A 15,894-nucleotide genomic window follows, 5' to 3' on the forward strand; every position below is an offset into this window, starting at 1 on the left:
TTCGAAGCTTGGTGGGACAGCACCCCTCTCTGTCCTGCCGGACATCTCCCCCGCAAGGGGGGAGATCAGATGTCCCGCCGGCTTTCGCCAATCTCGAACGTCGGAAAGCTGCCGACACATATGAACTGCCGATCTCCCCCCTTGCGGGGGAGATGTCCGGCAGGACAGAGGGGGGTGGGACGGAGCGCGACCTTTCAGATGGAAGTTTGCATTGAGCGGCCTCGACCAGACCTTCAACCGCGCCTTCCAACCGCTCGCGGCGGCGGTGGAGGCAAAGCGCATTCCCGGCGGCGTGCTTGGCATTGTAGACCAAAACGGCGAACGCATCGTCCGCGCGATCGGTTCCGCGCAACTCGTGCCGAAGCAACGCCCCATGCATGCGGAAACCTGGTTCGACCTGGCGTCGCTGACCAAAGTCGTCTTCACCACGCCGCGCATTCTGGCGCTGGCGGAAGGTGGCGTCATCGATCTCGATGCGCCATTGGTCTCGGCCTTGCCCGACCTTCGCCAGTATGATGCTGACGCCTGGGAGCGGAAGGTGACGTTTCGCCAGTGCCTCGGCCACCGCACGCCCTTCCCCGCCGTCGAGCCGATCTACACTTACGGTCGCGATCCCGACCTGTTGCGCGCCTTTATCCTGCAACGCGCGTGGCGGGCGCGTGATCCCGTCTATTCCGACATCAACTTCATCCTGCTCGGCTTCGCGCTCGAACGGCTGTCGGGCAAGACGATCCGCGATATGGATCCGGGTCCCGGCTTCGCCTGGTCAGCGGAGCCGGATGCTTCGGCCGCGACCGAGGATTGCACCTGGCGCCATCGCGTGCTGTCCGGCGAGGTGCATGACGACAATTGCTCGGCGCTGCAGGGCGCCGGGCATGCCGGGCTGTTCGGAACAGCGGGGGCGGTGCTCGATTTCGCGCTGGGGCTGCTCAGCGGCAGCGGCGCCTGCGAAGGATCGATCGCGCTGATGCGAACACCGCTGTCGGCCACCCGCACCCATGGCTGGGAGCGCCCTTATGACGGCTGGTCGGGCGGTGCGCTGTGCGGCCCGGACACCATCGGCCATACCGGCTTCACCGGTACCGGCCTGTGGATCGACTTCGACAGGGGCAAGGCGTGGACCTTGCTCACCAACCGTATTCATCCGACACGTCATTTCGACAGTGGAATCGTCCAGCTTCGGCAGGCGGTCGGCGATCTCGTCAATGCACCCTAGGAGCTCAATGATGGAACCAATCTGGGCCGTTGGCCTGATGACCGGGACCGTGCTTGACGGCAACATCGATGTCGCGCTGATCAAGACCGACGGCGAGCGGATCGAGGATTTCGGCACCTACAGGCTGATGCCCTACCCCGCCTCGATCCGAGCCTTGCTGGAAGAGACGCTGACGGCCGCGCGCGCCTGGAATTTCGTCGGCCCCGAACCGGCGATCTTCCGCAAGGCCGAGGAAGCGTTGACCCGCGCGCAGTCGGCCGCAGTCAAGGAATTGGTCGAAGGCAACGGCATGACGATGGCCGATATCGGCGTCGTCGGCTTCCACGGCCAGACCGTCCTGCATCGCGCGCCGCAGGTCGGCCGGCTCGGTCAGACCCGCCAATTGGGCGACGGCGAATTGATGCACGAGATCCTCGGCACCAAGGTTGCCTATGATTTCCGCTCGGCCGACATGCGCGCCGGCGGACAAGGCGCGCCGCTCGCCGCGGCCTATCACACGGCGCTGATGCGCAGCGCCGGCGCCAGCGGCGAGGTTGCCGTGCTTAATCTCGGCGGCGTCGCCAACATCACCTGGTGGGACGGCGCCGACAATGTCGTCGCCTTCGACACCGGGCCCGCCAACGCGCCGCTCAACGACTTCATCAAGTCTAAAGGGCTTGGCGAAATGGACCGCGACGGCGCGCTGGGCCGTAAAGGCAAGGTGGACGAGGCGCGTCTCGCCGAACTGTTGCAGCATCCCTACCTGACAAAGCCCTATCCGAAATCGCTCGACCGTTTCGACTTCGGCGCGGCCATGGCCGACGGATTGAGCGCCGAGGATGGGGCGGCCCTGCTCACCGCCTTCACCGCGGCCGCCGTCGGCAAGGCGCTTGACCTCTTGCCGAGCCGGCCGAAGAGACTGGTGGTCAGCGGCGGCGGCCGTCACAACCCGACGATGATGGCAATGCTCGCCAGCCGCGCCGGCGTCGAAGTCGTGCTGGCCGAGAGCCTCGGCTGGAGCGGCGACGCGGTGGAGGCCGAGTGTTTCGCCTTCCTCGCGGTGCGTGTGCTGCGCGGCCTGCCGATCAGCTTTCCAAGCACGACAGGCGCACCGCAGCCGATGCGCGGCGGCAAACTCGCCGGCTGATTAGGTGGGCGACAGTTTCTTCTGCAGGAAGACGCGGCTGCGGCCGACGGGAAAATCAGCCAGCGTGCCGAAGGGCTGATAACCCTGGCGCTGGTAGACCTTGGCGGCGATGGGGCTGAATGTGTCGATCCACGCATTCCTGCAGCCACGCGCCATGGCCTCCTGCTCCGCCGCGTCCAGCATCCGGCCTGCCATATGTTGGCCGCGCAGGCTCTCGTCGACCCACAGCCATTGCACGTAAAGCCAGCCCCAGGCGGTGTAGCCCGAAATGCCGGCGACGACCGCGCCTTCCTCGCCGCGCACGAACACCGCGAGCGCCTTCCTCTCGGACGCACCGACATCGCCATCGTTGAACGCCGTCAGGCGCTCACCGAGGAAGGCGAGGTCTTCCGGCGACGGGTTTGCGGTTGTTTCGAGTGTCGTGTTCATGGCTCTTCCCGGAATGCGGCACGGACCAAGCGTTACGAAGGGCGGAGCGCTTGCGCAACGGCTATGTGCGCGCCCGAACAGGTTGCAGGTCCGGATCGCCGCCATTGCGGAATTCGGATGCGGAAATACCGTAGCGCTTGAGCTTGTCGTAGAAGGTTTTACGCGGCACGCCGAGCGCCTCGATGGCGCCGCGCACGTCGCCGCCATGATCGCGCAACGCTTCGCGGATCAGCTGCGCCTCATACAGCCCGACCCGCTCGGGCAATGCCGCCGAAGGCTCCCGTGCGATTGCCGTGCTGGTTTGATCCTCAGGGCCGAGGCCGAGCGCCACACGATCGGCGAAATGCACGAGTTCGCGCACATTGCCCGGCCAGTCATGCGACTGGAGATAACCGCTCACCGCGGCATTCACCGCCGCGGCAGGCCGGCCGAAGCGCTCCGCCGCCCTGGCCAGGAAATGGCCGAACAGCATCGGTATATCGCCGCGCCGTTCGCGCAGAGGCGGGATGCGCAGTGTCACCACGTTGAGGCGGAAATAGAGGTCCTCGCGGAAATCGCCGCGCTGATCCGGCCGTGCGAGATCGACCTTGGTCGCCGCAACGACCCTGAGATCGAGGCGCCTTGTCTCGTTCGAGCCGAGCGGCGTGAGGCTGCGCGTCTCCAGCACCCGCAAGAGCTTGACCTGGAGGGCCGGCGGCATGGATTCGATCTCGTCCAGGAACAGCGTACCGCCGCTGGAATGCTCGACGCTGCCGATCCGCCGCCGCTGCGCGCCGGTGAAGGCGCCCACCTCATGGCCGAACAGTTCGCTCTCGATGACGGTCTCCGGCAGAGCGCCGCAGTTCAGCGCCACGAAAGGCTTCGCGCGGCGCCGGCCCCAGCGGTGCAGAAGATCGGCCACCACCTCCTTGCCGGTTCCCGTCTCGCCCTCCACCAGCACGTCGACATCCATGTCGGCGATCTGGCGCAAGGTCTCGCGCAGCCGCCGCATGGCCGGCGCCTCGCCGATCAGCGGCATGCCGTCGGCCGCCAGCGCGGCGGCTTCCCGCAAGCGCCTGTTCTCCATCACCAGCCGCCGTTTCTCGGAGGCCCGCTTCAGGGCTTCGACCAGCCGCTCGCCGGCATAGGGTTTCGGGATGAAATCGTAGACCCCGTCCTTGAGCGCGGCCACCGCAAGATCGACATCGCCATGTCCGGTCACCAGGATCACGGGCAAGTCGGCGTCGACGGCCTTGATGCGATCGAACAGCTGCAAGCCGTTCATGCCGGGCATTCGGATGTCGCTGACGACCACACCATCGAAATTCGTGTCGACGGCGCCAAGCGCAGCCTCGGCGGCATTGAATGCGGCCACGCTGAAGCCGGCGAGTTCGAGCAATTGCGTGGTGGCGTGCAGAAGGTCGACGTCGTCCTCGACGAGCGCCACAAGGCCCGGTCCCTGCGTCATTCGATCCGCCTCAAGTCGAGAGTGAAGGATGCGCCGCCGGCATGGCCGGGGTCATGCCGCAGCGTGCCGCCCAGTTCCTGTGCGATCTCCTGCGAGATCACCAGTCCAAGGCCCAGCCCCTTCTCCTTGGTGGTCTGGAACGGCATGAACAGGTTGGCGGCCGCTTCCGGCCCGAGGCCGGGACCGTTGTCGCGCACAGAAATCAGCACGCGGTCGCCGCGCTCGGCCAGTTCGATCTCGATGCGGGGATCGGGCCGGTCCTTCATGGCGTCCAGCGCGTTCTGCAAGAGGTTGACCAGGATCTGCTCCAGCCGGATGCGGCTCGCCATCACCGAGGGTGACGGGCTGCCGTGCGGCTTGACGATGGTGACGCCGGAATCGCGGATGCGGCCGGACAGGAGAGACAGCGCGCCGTCGATCGCCTCGCGTACCGGCAACGGAGAAGCGGCAAGGCCGGGCCGGCGGGCGAAGGTGCGCAGCGTTCCGGTGATGGCGCCGATACGTTCGGTCATCGAGACGATCGACGTCAGATTGCCGCTCGCGGTTTCTGCCCTGCCGCTCTCGATGAACCGGCCGGCATTCTCGGCATAGGTGCGGATGGCGGCAACCGGCTGGTTGATCTCATGAGCAACGCCGGCTGCGATCTGGCCGAGGATCGAAAGCCGGTTGGCTTGGGCCAGATCGTCGCGCAGCCGGCGCACCTTGGCCTCGGCATTTTCGCGTTCGGCGATTTCGCCAGCGAGCGCGGCGTTGGAACTTGTGAGCTCCGCCGTTCGGGTGCTGACGCGGCTTTCCAGCTCGGCATTCATGCGCGCCAGCGCTTCCTGGCGCAGCCGGCGTGCGCGGCGCCGGCGGGTGAGCACATAGGCAAGGAGACCCATCAGCAGCAGGCCCATCAGTGTCGTCAGGCGCGCCGTATTGGCAGCGGAAGAGAGCGCGGCGTCCGCCGGCGTCAGCAGCCACAACCGCCACCCTGGAACGGCGCCCGGCAGGTCTTGCACCACCTCGACGAACTGGCGCGGCCTTCCCGAACCGTCGATCGTCGTCAGGCCATCGCCGCCGCCGCGCTCCATCGGCAGCGGTTCGAAGGCGGCGTCGTTCAATTGCAGTCGCTCATGGGCAAGCGCAGTATCTTGCGCCGAGAGCGGCGCCAGCGCACGGAAACGCCAGTCGGGCTGGCTGGTGGCGAGCACCACGCCGCGTTCGTCGGTGACGAAGACGAGGAAGCCGCTCGAGCGCCAGCTCGCCTCCACGCCACCGAGTTCAACCTTCAGCACGACGACGCCAAGCGGCTTGCCGCCGTCGTCGACGCGGCTGGCCAGATAGAGCCCAGGCCGGCCGCTGATGGTGCCCAGGCCGTACTGGCTGGCGGCGCCATTGGCCATTGCCTCCTGAAAATAGTGCCGGAAATTGTAGTCGATGCCGACAAAGCTGTCCGGCTGGCCGGCATTGCTGGCTGATATGGCGATGCCGGCAGTGTCGATCACATAGATGGCCGACGCCGAGGCATCGCTGCCTATGGCCCGCAGCTTGGCATCGAGCGCCGTCTCTTCGACCTTTCCGGCGCGCCGAAGTGCGTCGCGCACGGCGTCATCGCGCGCCAGCACCAGCGGCACGAGGCGCTGTTTCTCGATCTCGCCGGTCAAAGTCCCGGCCGCCAGCGGCAAGGCGGCCATCGCCCCATCGCGCAGGTCGCCCGCGGCCTGGTCCCGGGCGATGCGTCCCGCGATGGCCACGGCGCCGGCCAGCAGCGCCAGCGCGATGGCCAGGATCAGCCAGCGCCCGTCGCGCAGGCGCGCCACCGCTTCACGCAACAGGCCGCGACCGGCAAACCCGGCGGTTTCGCTGTGGGTGCTTGCTTGTGGCGTCTGTCCTCTCCCTTTGCCGGCAGTGTAATGCGAAATTCCGCCCAGGCAAACAAGGCCTGTGCGGAAATCCGCACAGAGCTCGCCAAGAAACTATCGAGAATGGCGGAAATCCGGGGAATCCGGCCCTGCCACGATCTGGCACGGCGCTTGCAAACCCATTCGCAGCGGCGGGCGACCGGAGCGCCGCGATGGGAGAAGCCTAGCAGGGCGCGCTAGCCGCCCCATCCGGCCAGGGAGAGTTCGATGCATATCGCAGACCAATCAGCCGCGCCCGCCGCGCAGCGCAAGCCCCTCTATGCCCAGCTCTACGTGCAGGTGCTGGTGGCGATCACCGTCGGCATCCTGCTCGGCCATTACTACCCGTCGATCGGCGAAAGCATGAAGCCGCTGGGCGATGCCTTCATCAAGCTGGTCAAGATGATCATCGCGCCGGTCATCTTCCTGACAGTGGCGACCGGCATCGCCGGCATGAGCGACCTGCAGAAGGTCGGCCGTGTCGCCGGCAAGGCGATGCTCTATTTCCTCACCTTCTCGACGCTGGCGCTCATCGTCGGCCTCGTGGTGGCCAATGTCGTGCAGCCGGGCGCCGGCTTCAACATCGATCCGGCAACGCTCGACGCCTCGACCGTCAACACCTACGCCGCCAAGGCGCATGACCAGTCTGTGACCGGCTTCCTGATGAACATCATCCCCGGAACGATCGTCGGCGCCTTCGCCGATGGCGACATATTGCAGGTGCTGTTCTTCTCGGTGCTGTTTGGCGTCGCGCTGGCGCTGGTCGGCGACAAGGGCGCGCCGGTGCTCAACTTCCTGCAGGCGCTGATGGCGCCGATGTTCAAGCTGGTCGGCGTGCTGATGAAGGCCGCCCCGATCGGCGCGTTCGGCGCCATGGCCTTCACCATCGGCAAATACGGCATCGGCTCGGTGATCAACCTCGCCATGCTGGTCGGCACCTTCTATGCGACGTCGTTCCTGTTCGTGTTCGTCGTTCTCGGCGCCGTCTGCCGCTATAATGGCTTCTCCATCCTGTCGCTGATCCGCTACATCAAGGAAGAGCTGCTGCTGGTGCTGGGCACATCGTCGTCGGAAGCCGCCCTGCCCTCGCTGATGGAGAAGATGGAGAAGGCCGGCGCCAAGCGCTCGGTGGTTGGCCTGGTCATCCCGACCGGCTATTCCTTCAACCTCGACGGCACCAACATCTACATGACTCTCGCCGCGCTGTTCATCGCGCAGGCGACCAACATCCACCTTTCCTTCGGCGACCAGATCCTGCTGCTACTGGTGGCGATGCTGTCCTCCAAAGGCGCCGCCGGCATTACCGGGGCGGGCTTCATCACCTTGGCGGCGACGCTCTCGGTGGTTCCCTCGGTGCCGGTCGCCGGCATGGCGCTGATCCTCGGCGTCGACCGCTTCATGTCGGAGTGCCGGGCACTGACCAACTTTGTCGGCAACGCGGTGGCCACGCTGGTGGTGGCGCGCTGGGAAGGCGAACTCGACGAGGCCAAGCTGGCAAAGGCGCTCGCGGGCACGGCCGATGACAGCCTGCCGGCGGACGTCGTTCCCGCCGAGTGAGCCTTGCGATCGCGCAGCATGAGAAAAAGGCCGGAGGCAGTGATGTCTCCGGCCGTTTTTTCTCATGCGTGGAGCGGATCAGGCGACGCGGGCTCCTGCAAGCGGGGCCAGCGCCTTGCCGTCGGCGCCGAAGAGATGGCAATGGCCCGGATCGACCTGCATGGCGATGGGGCTGTGCAGCGGCGTGGTGTCGGTGCCCTCGGTCTGCACGACCAGCCTTGCCTTCTCGCCGATGTCGGCGTGAAGGATGGTCAGGCCGCCGAGCCGTTCGGCCAGCACGGCTTCACCCTTGAACTGGCCGCCACTGGCGATGCGGATATGTTCGGGCCTGATGCCAAGCAGCACGTCGCTGCCAGGTGTTTGCGATCCGGCCTCCACCGGCACCGTGACGCTCGATCCTCCCGGCAGGGACACGGAGACCCCACTGCCGTCGGCCGACAGCACCTTGACCGGCAGCATGTTCATCTTCGGCGAGCCGATGAAGCCGGCGACGAAGACATTGGCCGGCCTGTTGTAGAGATCAAGCGGCGAGCCGACCTGTTCGATCGTACCGGCATTGAGGACGACGATCTTGTCGGCCATGGTCATCGCCTCGGTCTGGTCGTGCGTGACATAGACGATTGTCGCGGCAAGGCGCTCGTGCAGTTGCATGAGCTCCAGGCGCATGTTGACGCGCAACGCCGCGTCGAGGTTCGACAGCGGCTCGTCGAACAGAAACACCTTCGGCTGGCGCACGATGGCGCGACCGATGGCGACGCGCTGGCGCTGGCCGCCGGACAATGCCTTCGGCCGACGGTCGAGCAGATGCGACAATTGCAGCACCTCGGCCGCCGCCTTGACCTTGGCGTCGCGCTCGGCCACCGGCAACCCTGATATCTTCAGCGCAAAGCCCATGTTTTCCGCGACCGTCATATGCGGGTAGAGCGCATAGGACTGAAACACCATCGCAAGCCCGCGCTCGGACGGGTCGACCTCGTTGATGCGCACGCCATCGAGCTGGAGTTCGCCGGCCGTGATCTTCTCCAGGCCCGCGATCATGCGCAACAGCGTCGACTTCCCGCAGCCCGAAGGGCCGACGAAGACGACGAATTCGCGGTCGCCGACATCGAGGTCGACGCCCTTGATCACTTCGGCATTGCCATAAGACTTGCGCAGGCCGCGCAGCTTGAGCTCAGCCATTGAAGTCCCTCCTCTTGTCCGGATATGTGCTTGGGCCGACTGGCATGGGGGCGGCCAACGTGCCGCCATCGTCGAACAGCACCAGGCTCGCCGCGCCGACCAGTCCGGCATGGCGCCCAAGCTGAGCCTGAACCACCGGCACGTCGCGATAGGCGCGCATGGCCCGTTCGCGGATGGTCGCCTCGATGACAGGCGCCATCAGGTCGAGACCATTGGCAATGCCGCCGCCGACGACCAGCACATCGGGCGAATAGAGATGAAGGAGATTGGTGAAGCCTACGCCAAGCCACCGCGCCTCCTCCTCGAGCAGGGCCAGCGCGAGGTCATCCTGCAGCCGGGCCGCCTCGACAACATGGCGGCCGGTCACCTCGCCATTGGCCGACAGGCGACGCAACGTCGAGCCATCCAGGGGCGACGTCGCGGCATTGGCGCGACGGCCAAGCGCGGTGCCGGAGGCGATCGCCTCGAAGCAGCCGACGACGCCGCACATACAGCGCTCGCCTTCATTGGTGATGGTCATATGGCCGATCTCGGCGGCCAGACCGCGGCGTCCGTGCAGGATGCGCCCGTCGGCGACAACACCGCCGCCGATGCCGGTCGAAACGGTGACGAAGACCAGCGAGCGGGCGCCATGGCCGGCGCCGAAGCGCCATTCGCCGAGCGCCGCCGCATTGGCGTCGTTCTCCAGCCGCACCGGCAGGCCGAGCCTCCGCTCCAGAATATCGGCCAGCGGCACGTCCTGCCAACCAGCGAGCGTCGGCGGGCCGACAGCAATGCCGGCCAGCGGATCGAGCGGCCCCGGCGCGCCGACGCCAACGCCGACAAGGGCGAGCCCCGGAGCTTCGGCATGGACCTTCGTCGCCAGCGCTTCGATCTGGCCGATCACCACTTCGGGGCCGGCCTGCGCCTGCGTCGGCACCGCCGCGAAAGCCAGTATCTTGCCGTCGCGGTCGACCAGGGCGGCCCGAAGCTCGGTGCCACCAAGATCGATCGCAAGGGCGGCTTGGCTTGTCATGCCGCGACCTTCAGCCCATGCAGCCAGGCAATGCGGCCGGCGAGATCCTTGTCGCCGAAGGCAAGCGAACCGAGCACCACGGTTTCGGCTCCGGCCGCACGCAGCAACGGCACCGTCTCATGGCGGATGCCCCCGTCGGCTGCCAGCACGACGGCCGCCTCGCGGCCGGCCTTTCGCAGGATGGCGCGCGCCTCGACCAGCCTGTCGCAGGCCTTTTCCGAAAGGCCCTGCCCCTTGACGCCGATCGCGGTTCCAAGAAGCGTCACGAAGGCGACCTCGGAGACGAAAGGGGTCACCGCTTCGACCGGCGTTTCCAGCCGCAGCACGACGCCGGCCTGCGCGCCAAGCTCGCGCGCCAGCCGCACGGCCCGCAATCCCGCCTCGCCGTTCTCGGCATGGACGCTGATCATGTCGGCGCCGGCCTCGATGAACTGGCGCGTCTGCGCCTCGACGATTGCCGCATCGACCATCAGATGAACGTGGATGGGTTTGGCCGTCAGGCCGGCGATACGCGCGACGAGATCGGGGAAGAACAGGAAGGACGGCGCGAAGTGGCCGTCCGCGACATCGATGTGATGCAGGTCGACATAGGGCTCGATGCGTTGCAGATCGCTTTCGAAATTGGCGAGATTGGCCGACCAGGATGAGAATTCGGCGATCAGACGATCACGTGGCAAGGCGGCTATGGCGGCCGGGCCTTTGAGGGGCTTCGAGGTCATGACTGGTCCTGGTTGTTGAAATTTCTGTCGAGAAAGCCGCCGATGGCGGCGCGGATTTCGGCGAAGTGGCGATCCTTGTCGGTGGCCTTCGGCGTGACCTCGGTGAAGACCGCGCGCGGGATGGCCGTGGCAAGCTCGCGGGCGATCTCCAGAGGGTGGACGAGATCGATGCCGCAGCCGACGATCAGTGCCGGAATTGTCAATCCGGCGGCTTCGGCCCTGGTGACGCCGGGGCCGTCATTCGCAATCGCCCGCATCACCTCGGCGAAGACAGCCGCGTTGGCGCGTTCGAAGAAGCCGAGCAGCGAGGCGAGATTGTCCGGAGCCTGGCTACGAAAGAAAGTGGATGTCGCGGACGAAGCGAAGGCCTCGCGCGCTTCGCTGAGCGGGCGGCTCAGGATGAGGTCCGCCGCCTCCACGTAAGGGCGCATGTTTTGCGGCCCCGCGTCGAATGTCCAGGCCGGACGGACCAGCACGAGGCCGCAAACACGATGCGGATGGCGAACCGCCAGATGCAGTGCGATGGCCGCACCCATCGAAATGCCGGCGGCGACAAAACGGTCGAGCCCGGCCGCATCGGCGGCGGCCAATACATCGTCAGCGAACATGGCGATCGAGAACGGACGCTTGCGGCCTGCGTCCGAAGCACCTTGCGCGCGGCATTCGACGGTCAGCCGGCGGCGCGACGGATTGTCGGGGAAATTCTGCGCCACCTGGCCTGCATCGCCGCCGAGACCATGCTGGAAGACGACAGGAGTGCGGCCCTGCCCCGTGTCGAAGACATGGAGCGCGGCGTCATCCCGCAGCATGATTGTCGGGGCCAGAGCCATTAGCCGAGCCCTCGCAGGAAGGTGGCGACGCCAGGCGCTTCGTCAGCGGAAAGACCATGGGTGACAAGCGCACCCTCGAAACCCGCAGCCTTTAGCCGCGCCACGAAATCAGGAAAGTCGACGATGCCCTGTCCGGCCGTGGCGAAGCGACCATCGCCATGCCGGTCCTTGGCGTGCGCCATCGCGATATGGCCGGCGGATTCATCGATCGCGGCGGCAACGATGGCGCGCGCCTCGTCCGGCGTCGCATGCTCGAAGAGATTGGCCGGGTCGAGTACGATCTTCAGATGCTTCGAGCCCATCGCGGCAATGAGGCGGGTGGCATCCGCGGCCGAGGTGACGATGTTGGCCTGCTCGGGCTCGATGCCGAGATCGACGCCGGCCCTTTCGGCGAGAGCCAGGGCCTTCTCCATCTCGGTGGCCATGTCGGACCATGCCGCCGGCGTGGCATTGTCGGGGTGATAGGCCCATTGATCCGCGGCGTTGCGCGAGCCGGTGCACAACGTGACCAGCGGAATGCCGAGCGCAGCGGCCGCGTCGACCACGACCACCAGACGCTTCAGGCCATCATCGCGCACCACACTGTCGGGATGTGCCATGTTGTAGGTGCCTGACAGCGCGGCGAGCGAAACACCCGATGATCGCGCGGCGGCACGGATGGCCGCGACGGCGTCTGCCGGCACGGCATCCGGCATCGATGGCAAGCCGGCGCAGGCGAGATTGAACTGCGTCGTCTCGTATCCGGCCTCCTTGACCGCCGCCAGCACAGCGGCCGGATCGGTGCCGGGAAAGGTCTTGGCGAAAATGCCCAGACGCATCAGACCGCACCCGAGACCGAAGCGAGTTCGACCCGTTCGCCACTCTCCACCGAACGAGCGATCGCCACCATGGCGCGGATCGAGGCGATGCCGTCCTCGACATTGGCGCCGCGCATCGGCGCGCCGGTGAGCGCGGCGTCGGCGAGGCCTTCGAGCTGACGGCGGAAGAAATGGCCGTCGGCGCCGAGCGGCTTTCGCGAAGTCGCGTCCTTCTCATGGAAAATGTCGACTTCGCTGGCGCGGAAATACCAGGGATTGAAGGTTTTCGCGATGACGGAACCGTTCTCGCCATAGAGCTGGAAACCCTCGTGCCAGTCCATGCGCACGGCGACGGTCAGATCGAGATGGCCGAGAGCGCCGCTGGCGAATTCGGTCTCGACGAACCAGCAATAGGCGCCGAAGCGCTCATTGAGACGGGCACGCACGGCCGTGATCTCGCCGCAGAGGAAGCGCGCGGTGTCGACCAGATGCGAGCCATGCGCCAGCATGAAATACTGCCTGAGATCAGCCTTGGGGTTGCCGCCCGGCTTTCTCGCCAGCTTGCTGGTGACCGGCAGCGGCTGCACGGCGTCGGTGTTGGTGTAGCGGTGGGTGGAATCGCAATACCAGGCCTTCAGCGCCAGCACCTCGCCCATCTGGTCGCGCACGAAGTCGCGCGCCGCCTCCAGCGCCGGGTCGAAGCGCTTCATGTGGCCGACCTGCAAGAGCTTGCCGGAGCGCTTGACCGCGGCGGCCAGCGCCTCGCCCTCCTCGACCGAGGTGCCGATCGGCTTTTCGCACAGGACATGCTTGCCGGCGTCGAGCGCCTTGATCGACATCGGCACGTGATAGGCATCCGAGGTGGCGACGATCACCGCCTCCAGCTCCGGATCGGCGAGCATCGCATCATAGTCGGCGTACATCTTCTGCGGCTCGTAGGTGGCGCCCATGCGGGCGAGCAGGTCGGGCGCCGCGTCGCAGATGGCGTAAAGGTCGGCATTGCCAGCCTTCACGCAGGATTCCAGATGCGCGAATTGCGCGATCGGGCCGCAGCCGAGCACACCGACCCTGAGGCGCCTGTCCTGTTTCCTGATCATCGTCTCAGGCCCCGTAGCCGCGCATGGTGTGGCGGTTGGTCTTGACCGCGCCGGCGGGATCGGCGGCGGCTGTTTCGGATTCCTCCTCCAACACCAGCCAGCCGTTGAAGTTCGGCGCGGTACCGGCGATCTCGATCACCTCGGCGGTATCGCAGACGCCCTTGCCGAGCATCGCCCAGGTGCCCTGGGCGTCGACATCCTTCAGGTGGATGTAGCGGATGCGGTCTCGGTAGGTGGTGAGCGTGTCCGCCATGTCCTTGTGGCCGCGCAGGATGTGCCCGGTATCCGGCACCCAGCCGACCAGCTCGGGGTCGAGCAAGGCGAAGATCGCGTCATAGTCGGCACGGTCGAACAGCAGCGTGTTGTGGTGTGAACTCGGATGCACCGCGACCTGGACGCCGGCCTTGCGGCCGAGTTCGCCGGCCTTGTTGTAGACTTCCGCCGCAATGGCGAACTTGCCGTCGCGCGGTCCATCGGACACCACTGTCGCCGAGCCCATCGAAACCAGGGCGCCTGGAAAGGCGGCGGCGAAGTCGATCCAGCGCTGGGCCGTCTCAAGATCCTTGCCGACGGCCTCCTTCAGCGTGAAGCCGCTGTCCGAGCCGAAGGCGAAGGAAACAAGCGTCAGCCCCGATGCCTCGAGGGCCCGGGCGAATTCCGCCGGCTTGCCGGCATAGCGGCCGATCATGGTGTCGGTGATCTCGATGCCAGCATAGCCGCCATCGGCGATCGCCTTCAGGAGGTCGTCGGGGCCTCCGGTCCAGGCCTTGCCCAGCATTTCCCAGGTGAAGGTCTGGCAGCCGACCTTGAGCTTCGTTTTCGTCATGTCGATCATTCCTTGACGCCGCCCTGGGTCAATCCTTCGATGATGTGGCGTTGGAAGAACAGCACAAGAAGGATCAGGGGCACGGTCACCACGGCGGAAGCCGCGGCGATGTCGCCCCAGGGGACGTAGTAGAGGTTGGTGAAGTTGGCGATGCCGACCGGAATGGTCTGCCGGTCGATGTTGGAGGTGAAGGCGAGCGCGAACAGGAATTCGTTCCACGCGGTGATGAAGGCGAGCAGGCCCGTCGTCACCAGGCTCGGTAACGACATCGGCAGGATGATGCGCCACAGCAGGCCCGGCACGCTGACGCCGTCCATGCGCGCGGCCTCGTCGATCTCGCGCGGCAGCGTCTCGAAATAGCCGAACAGCACCCAGGTGACGAGCGGCAGGCCGAGCGCCAGATAGGTGATGATCAGCGCCGTGTAGGTATCGAGCAGGCCGAGATTGGTGGCCACCAGATAAAGCGGCCCGACCAGCGCGATCTGCGGGAACATCGACACCGACAGGATCACCATAAGGATGCCGAAGCGCCCCTTGACGTTGAGCCGCGACAGGGCGAAGGCGGCCAGCGAGCCGACGAACAGGCACAGGAAGGTGGTGGCCAGCGAGACCACCAGCGAGTTCCAGACATAGCGGTGAAGCTGCTTCTCGACGAAGGCGTTGTAGTAATGCTCCAGCGTGAAGGGATGCGGGATGAGCGAGGGCGAACCCGAGGTCAGCATCTTGTCGAGCTGGAACGAGGTCGAGAACTGCCAGATGAACGGACCGCCCGACCATACGAGGATCAGCAAGGCGCCGAGATAGATGACGAAGCTCTGCAGCGGCGAGCGCCTCTCGTTCATTGCGCCCTCCTGATCTGGCGTATGAGGTAGACGACGAAGACCAACGCGATGATGCCTTCGGTGATGAACATTGCCGTCGACACGGCCGAGCCGTAGCCGAACTGCAGCGTCGAAAAGAGCACCTTGTAGGAGAGCGTCGACAGGGTCTCTGTCGAATCGGCCGGGCCGCCGCCGGTCAGCACATAGACCAGATCGAAGACGCGGAAGGCGTCGAGCGCCCGGAACAGGCCGGCGATCAGCAAGGTCGGCATCAGGAGCGGCAGGCGGATATACCAGAAGGTGATCCAGCCCTTGGCGCCGTCCATGCGCGCCGCTTCGATCAGCGAATTGGGCACGGTCTGGAGGCCGGTCAGCAAAAGCAGCGCCATGAAGGGCGTGGTCTTCCAGACATCGGCGATGATGATAGTGATCATCGCCGTGTTCGGGGAGCCATACCAGTTGACGTTCTGGTCGATCAGGCCGGCATGCAGCAGAAGATAGTTGATGATGCCGTTCTGGCCGTCGAACAGCCAGCCGAACATTTTCGAGGTGACAACGGTCGGCATCGCCCAGGGAACAAGCATGGCCGCGCGCACGAGCCCGCGGCCCTTGAAGGCCTCGCACAGGATCAGCGCCATGCCGAGCCCGATCACCGTCTCCAGGACAGTCGAGGCGGCGGTGAACCAGATCGTGTGCCACCAGGCATTCCAGAACTGCGCATCGCCCCAGAGCTGCACGTAGTTGGCGAAGCCGGTGAAATCCTGGTCCTGCGTGATCAGCGACGTGTTGGTGAGCGAAAGATAGAGCCCATTGACGATCGGGTAGAAAGAGACCGACGCCAGCGACACGAAGGCCGGCGTCAGCAGGATGAGGGCCCAGAAGGCGCCGGGAAGCGCCTTGCCAAGCCGCCGCGGCCGGCCAGCGCCAGGAAGTGTGGCGGCCGCGGTCATGG

At 66.1% G+C, this 15,894-nt stretch carries 15 protein-coding genes; 3 read left to right on the forward strand and 12 right to left on the reverse strand.

Annotated features, from left to right (window positions below; genetic code table 11):
- Nucleotides 1-211: 211 nt before the first annotated feature.
- Nucleotides 212-1,216 (forward strand): serine hydrolase domain-containing protein, encoded by a 1,005-nt coding sequence (locus FFS37_RS19175; protein WP_137932532.1) that lies wholly within the window; start codon nucleotides 212-214, stop codon nucleotides 1,214-1,216.
- A 10-nt stretch (nucleotides 1,217-1,226) separates the two neighbouring features.
- Nucleotides 1,227-2,342, forward strand: a complete 1,116-nt coding sequence (locus FFS37_RS19180) for an anhydro-N-acetylmuramic acid kinase (RefSeq protein ID WP_137932533.1) — start codon at nucleotides 1,227-1,229, stop codon at nucleotides 2,340-2,342.
- Here FFS37_RS19180 and FFS37_RS19185 read toward each other — a convergent pair whose 3' ends face one another.
- The 3 genes from FFS37_RS19185 to FFS37_RS19195 all read right to left on the reverse strand — a co-directional run bounded on the left by FFS37_RS19185 (nucleotide 2,343) and on the right by FFS37_RS19195 (nucleotide 6,035).
- On the reverse strand, nucleotides 2,343-2,771 hold the full coding sequence (locus FFS37_RS19185) for a GNAT family N-acetyltransferase (RefSeq protein WP_137932534.1): 429 nt from the start codon (nucleotides 2,769-2,771) through the stop codon (nucleotides 2,343-2,345). It abuts the gene before it with no gap.
- 61 nt (nucleotides 2,772-2,832) lie between these two features.
- Nucleotides 2,833-4,218 (reverse strand): sigma-54-dependent transcriptional regulator, encoded by a 1,386-nt coding sequence (locus FFS37_RS19190; protein WP_137932535.1) that lies wholly within the window; start codon nucleotides 4,216-4,218, stop codon nucleotides 2,833-2,835.
- Nucleotides 4,215-6,035: a sensor histidine kinase gene (locus FFS37_RS19195; protein ID WP_137932536.1), complete on the reverse strand. Its 1,821-nt coding sequence runs from the start codon at nucleotides 6,033-6,035 to the stop codon at nucleotides 4,215-4,217. Before FFS37_RS19195 ends, FFS37_RS19190 begins: the two co-directional genes overlap by 4 nt.
- Before the next feature lie 294 nt (nucleotides 6,036-6,329).
- On the opposite strand from FFS37_RS19195, the gene FFS37_RS19200 reads away from it, so the two are divergent.
- Nucleotides 6,330-7,658, forward strand: a complete 1,329-nt coding sequence (locus tag FFS37_RS19200) for a dicarboxylate/amino acid:cation symporter (RefSeq protein WP_137932537.1) — start codon at nucleotides 6,330-6,332, stop codon at nucleotides 7,656-7,658.
- A gap of 78 nt (nucleotides 7,659-7,736) precedes the next feature.
- Here FFS37_RS19200 and FFS37_RS19205 read toward each other — a convergent pair whose 3' ends face one another.
- The 9 genes from FFS37_RS19205 to FFS37_RS19245 are packed head-to-tail and all read right to left on the reverse strand — an operon-like array spanning nucleotide 7,737 to nucleotide 15,892.
- Nucleotides 7,737-8,837 carry an ABC transporter ATP-binding protein gene (locus tag FFS37_RS19205; RefSeq protein ID WP_137932538.1) on the reverse strand — a complete coding sequence of 367 codons (1,101 nt, stop codon included), beginning with the start codon at nucleotides 8,835-8,837 and terminating at the stop codon, nucleotides 7,737-7,739.
- Nucleotides 8,830-9,852, reverse strand: coding sequence for an ROK family protein (locus FFS37_RS19210; RefSeq protein ID WP_137932539.1), 1,023 nt, complete (start codon nucleotides 9,850-9,852; stop codon nucleotides 8,830-8,832). Before FFS37_RS19210 ends, FFS37_RS19205 begins: the two co-directional genes overlap by 8 nt.
- Nucleotides 9,849-10,571, reverse strand: coding sequence for a ribulose-phosphate 3-epimerase (locus FFS37_RS19215; RefSeq protein WP_137932540.1), 723 nt, complete (start codon nucleotides 10,569-10,571; stop codon nucleotides 9,849-9,851). The genes FFS37_RS19210 and FFS37_RS19215 overlap by 4 nt, the downstream gene beginning before the upstream one ends.
- Nucleotides 10,568-11,401 carry an alpha/beta fold hydrolase gene (locus FFS37_RS19220; RefSeq protein WP_137932541.1) on the reverse strand — a complete coding sequence of 278 codons (834 nt, stop codon included), beginning with the start codon at nucleotides 11,399-11,401 and terminating at the stop codon, nucleotides 10,568-10,570. Before FFS37_RS19220 ends, FFS37_RS19215 begins: the two co-directional genes overlap by 4 nt.
- Complete coding sequence (locus FFS37_RS19225) at nucleotides 11,401-12,219, reverse strand: sugar phosphate isomerase/epimerase family protein (protein ID WP_137932542.1); 819 nt, start codon at nucleotides 12,217-12,219, stop codon at nucleotides 11,401-11,403. The genes FFS37_RS19220 and FFS37_RS19225 overlap by 1 nt, the downstream gene beginning before the upstream one ends.
- A complete protein-coding gene (locus FFS37_RS19230; RefSeq protein ID WP_137932543.1) occupies nucleotides 12,219-13,295 on the reverse strand; it encodes a Gfo/Idh/MocA family protein in 1,077 nt (358 codons plus the stop codon). The genes FFS37_RS19225 and FFS37_RS19230 overlap by 1 nt, the downstream gene beginning before the upstream one ends.
- A 4-nt stretch (nucleotides 13,296-13,299) precedes the next feature.
- Complete coding sequence (locus FFS37_RS19235; protein WP_137932544.1) at nucleotides 13,300-14,121, reverse strand: sugar phosphate isomerase/epimerase family protein; 822 nt, start codon at nucleotides 14,119-14,121, stop codon at nucleotides 13,300-13,302.
- A gap of 5 nt (nucleotides 14,122-14,126) precedes the next feature.
- Entirely contained in the window at nucleotides 14,127-14,963 is an 837-nt protein-coding gene (locus FFS37_RS19240; protein ID WP_137932545.1) for a carbohydrate ABC transporter permease, read from the reverse strand.
- Complete coding sequence (locus FFS37_RS19245) at nucleotides 14,960-15,892, reverse strand: carbohydrate ABC transporter permease (protein ID WP_137932546.1); 933 nt, start codon at nucleotides 15,890-15,892, stop codon at nucleotides 14,960-14,962. Before FFS37_RS19245 ends, FFS37_RS19240 begins: the two co-directional genes overlap by 4 nt.
- Nucleotides 15,893-15,894 lie beyond the last annotated feature (2 nt).

The sequence above is a fragment of the Mesorhizobium comanense genome (assembly GCF_005503535.1).
Classification (GTDB): Bacteria; Pseudomonadota; Alphaproteobacteria; order Rhizobiales; family Rhizobiaceae; genus Mesorhizobium; species Mesorhizobium comanense.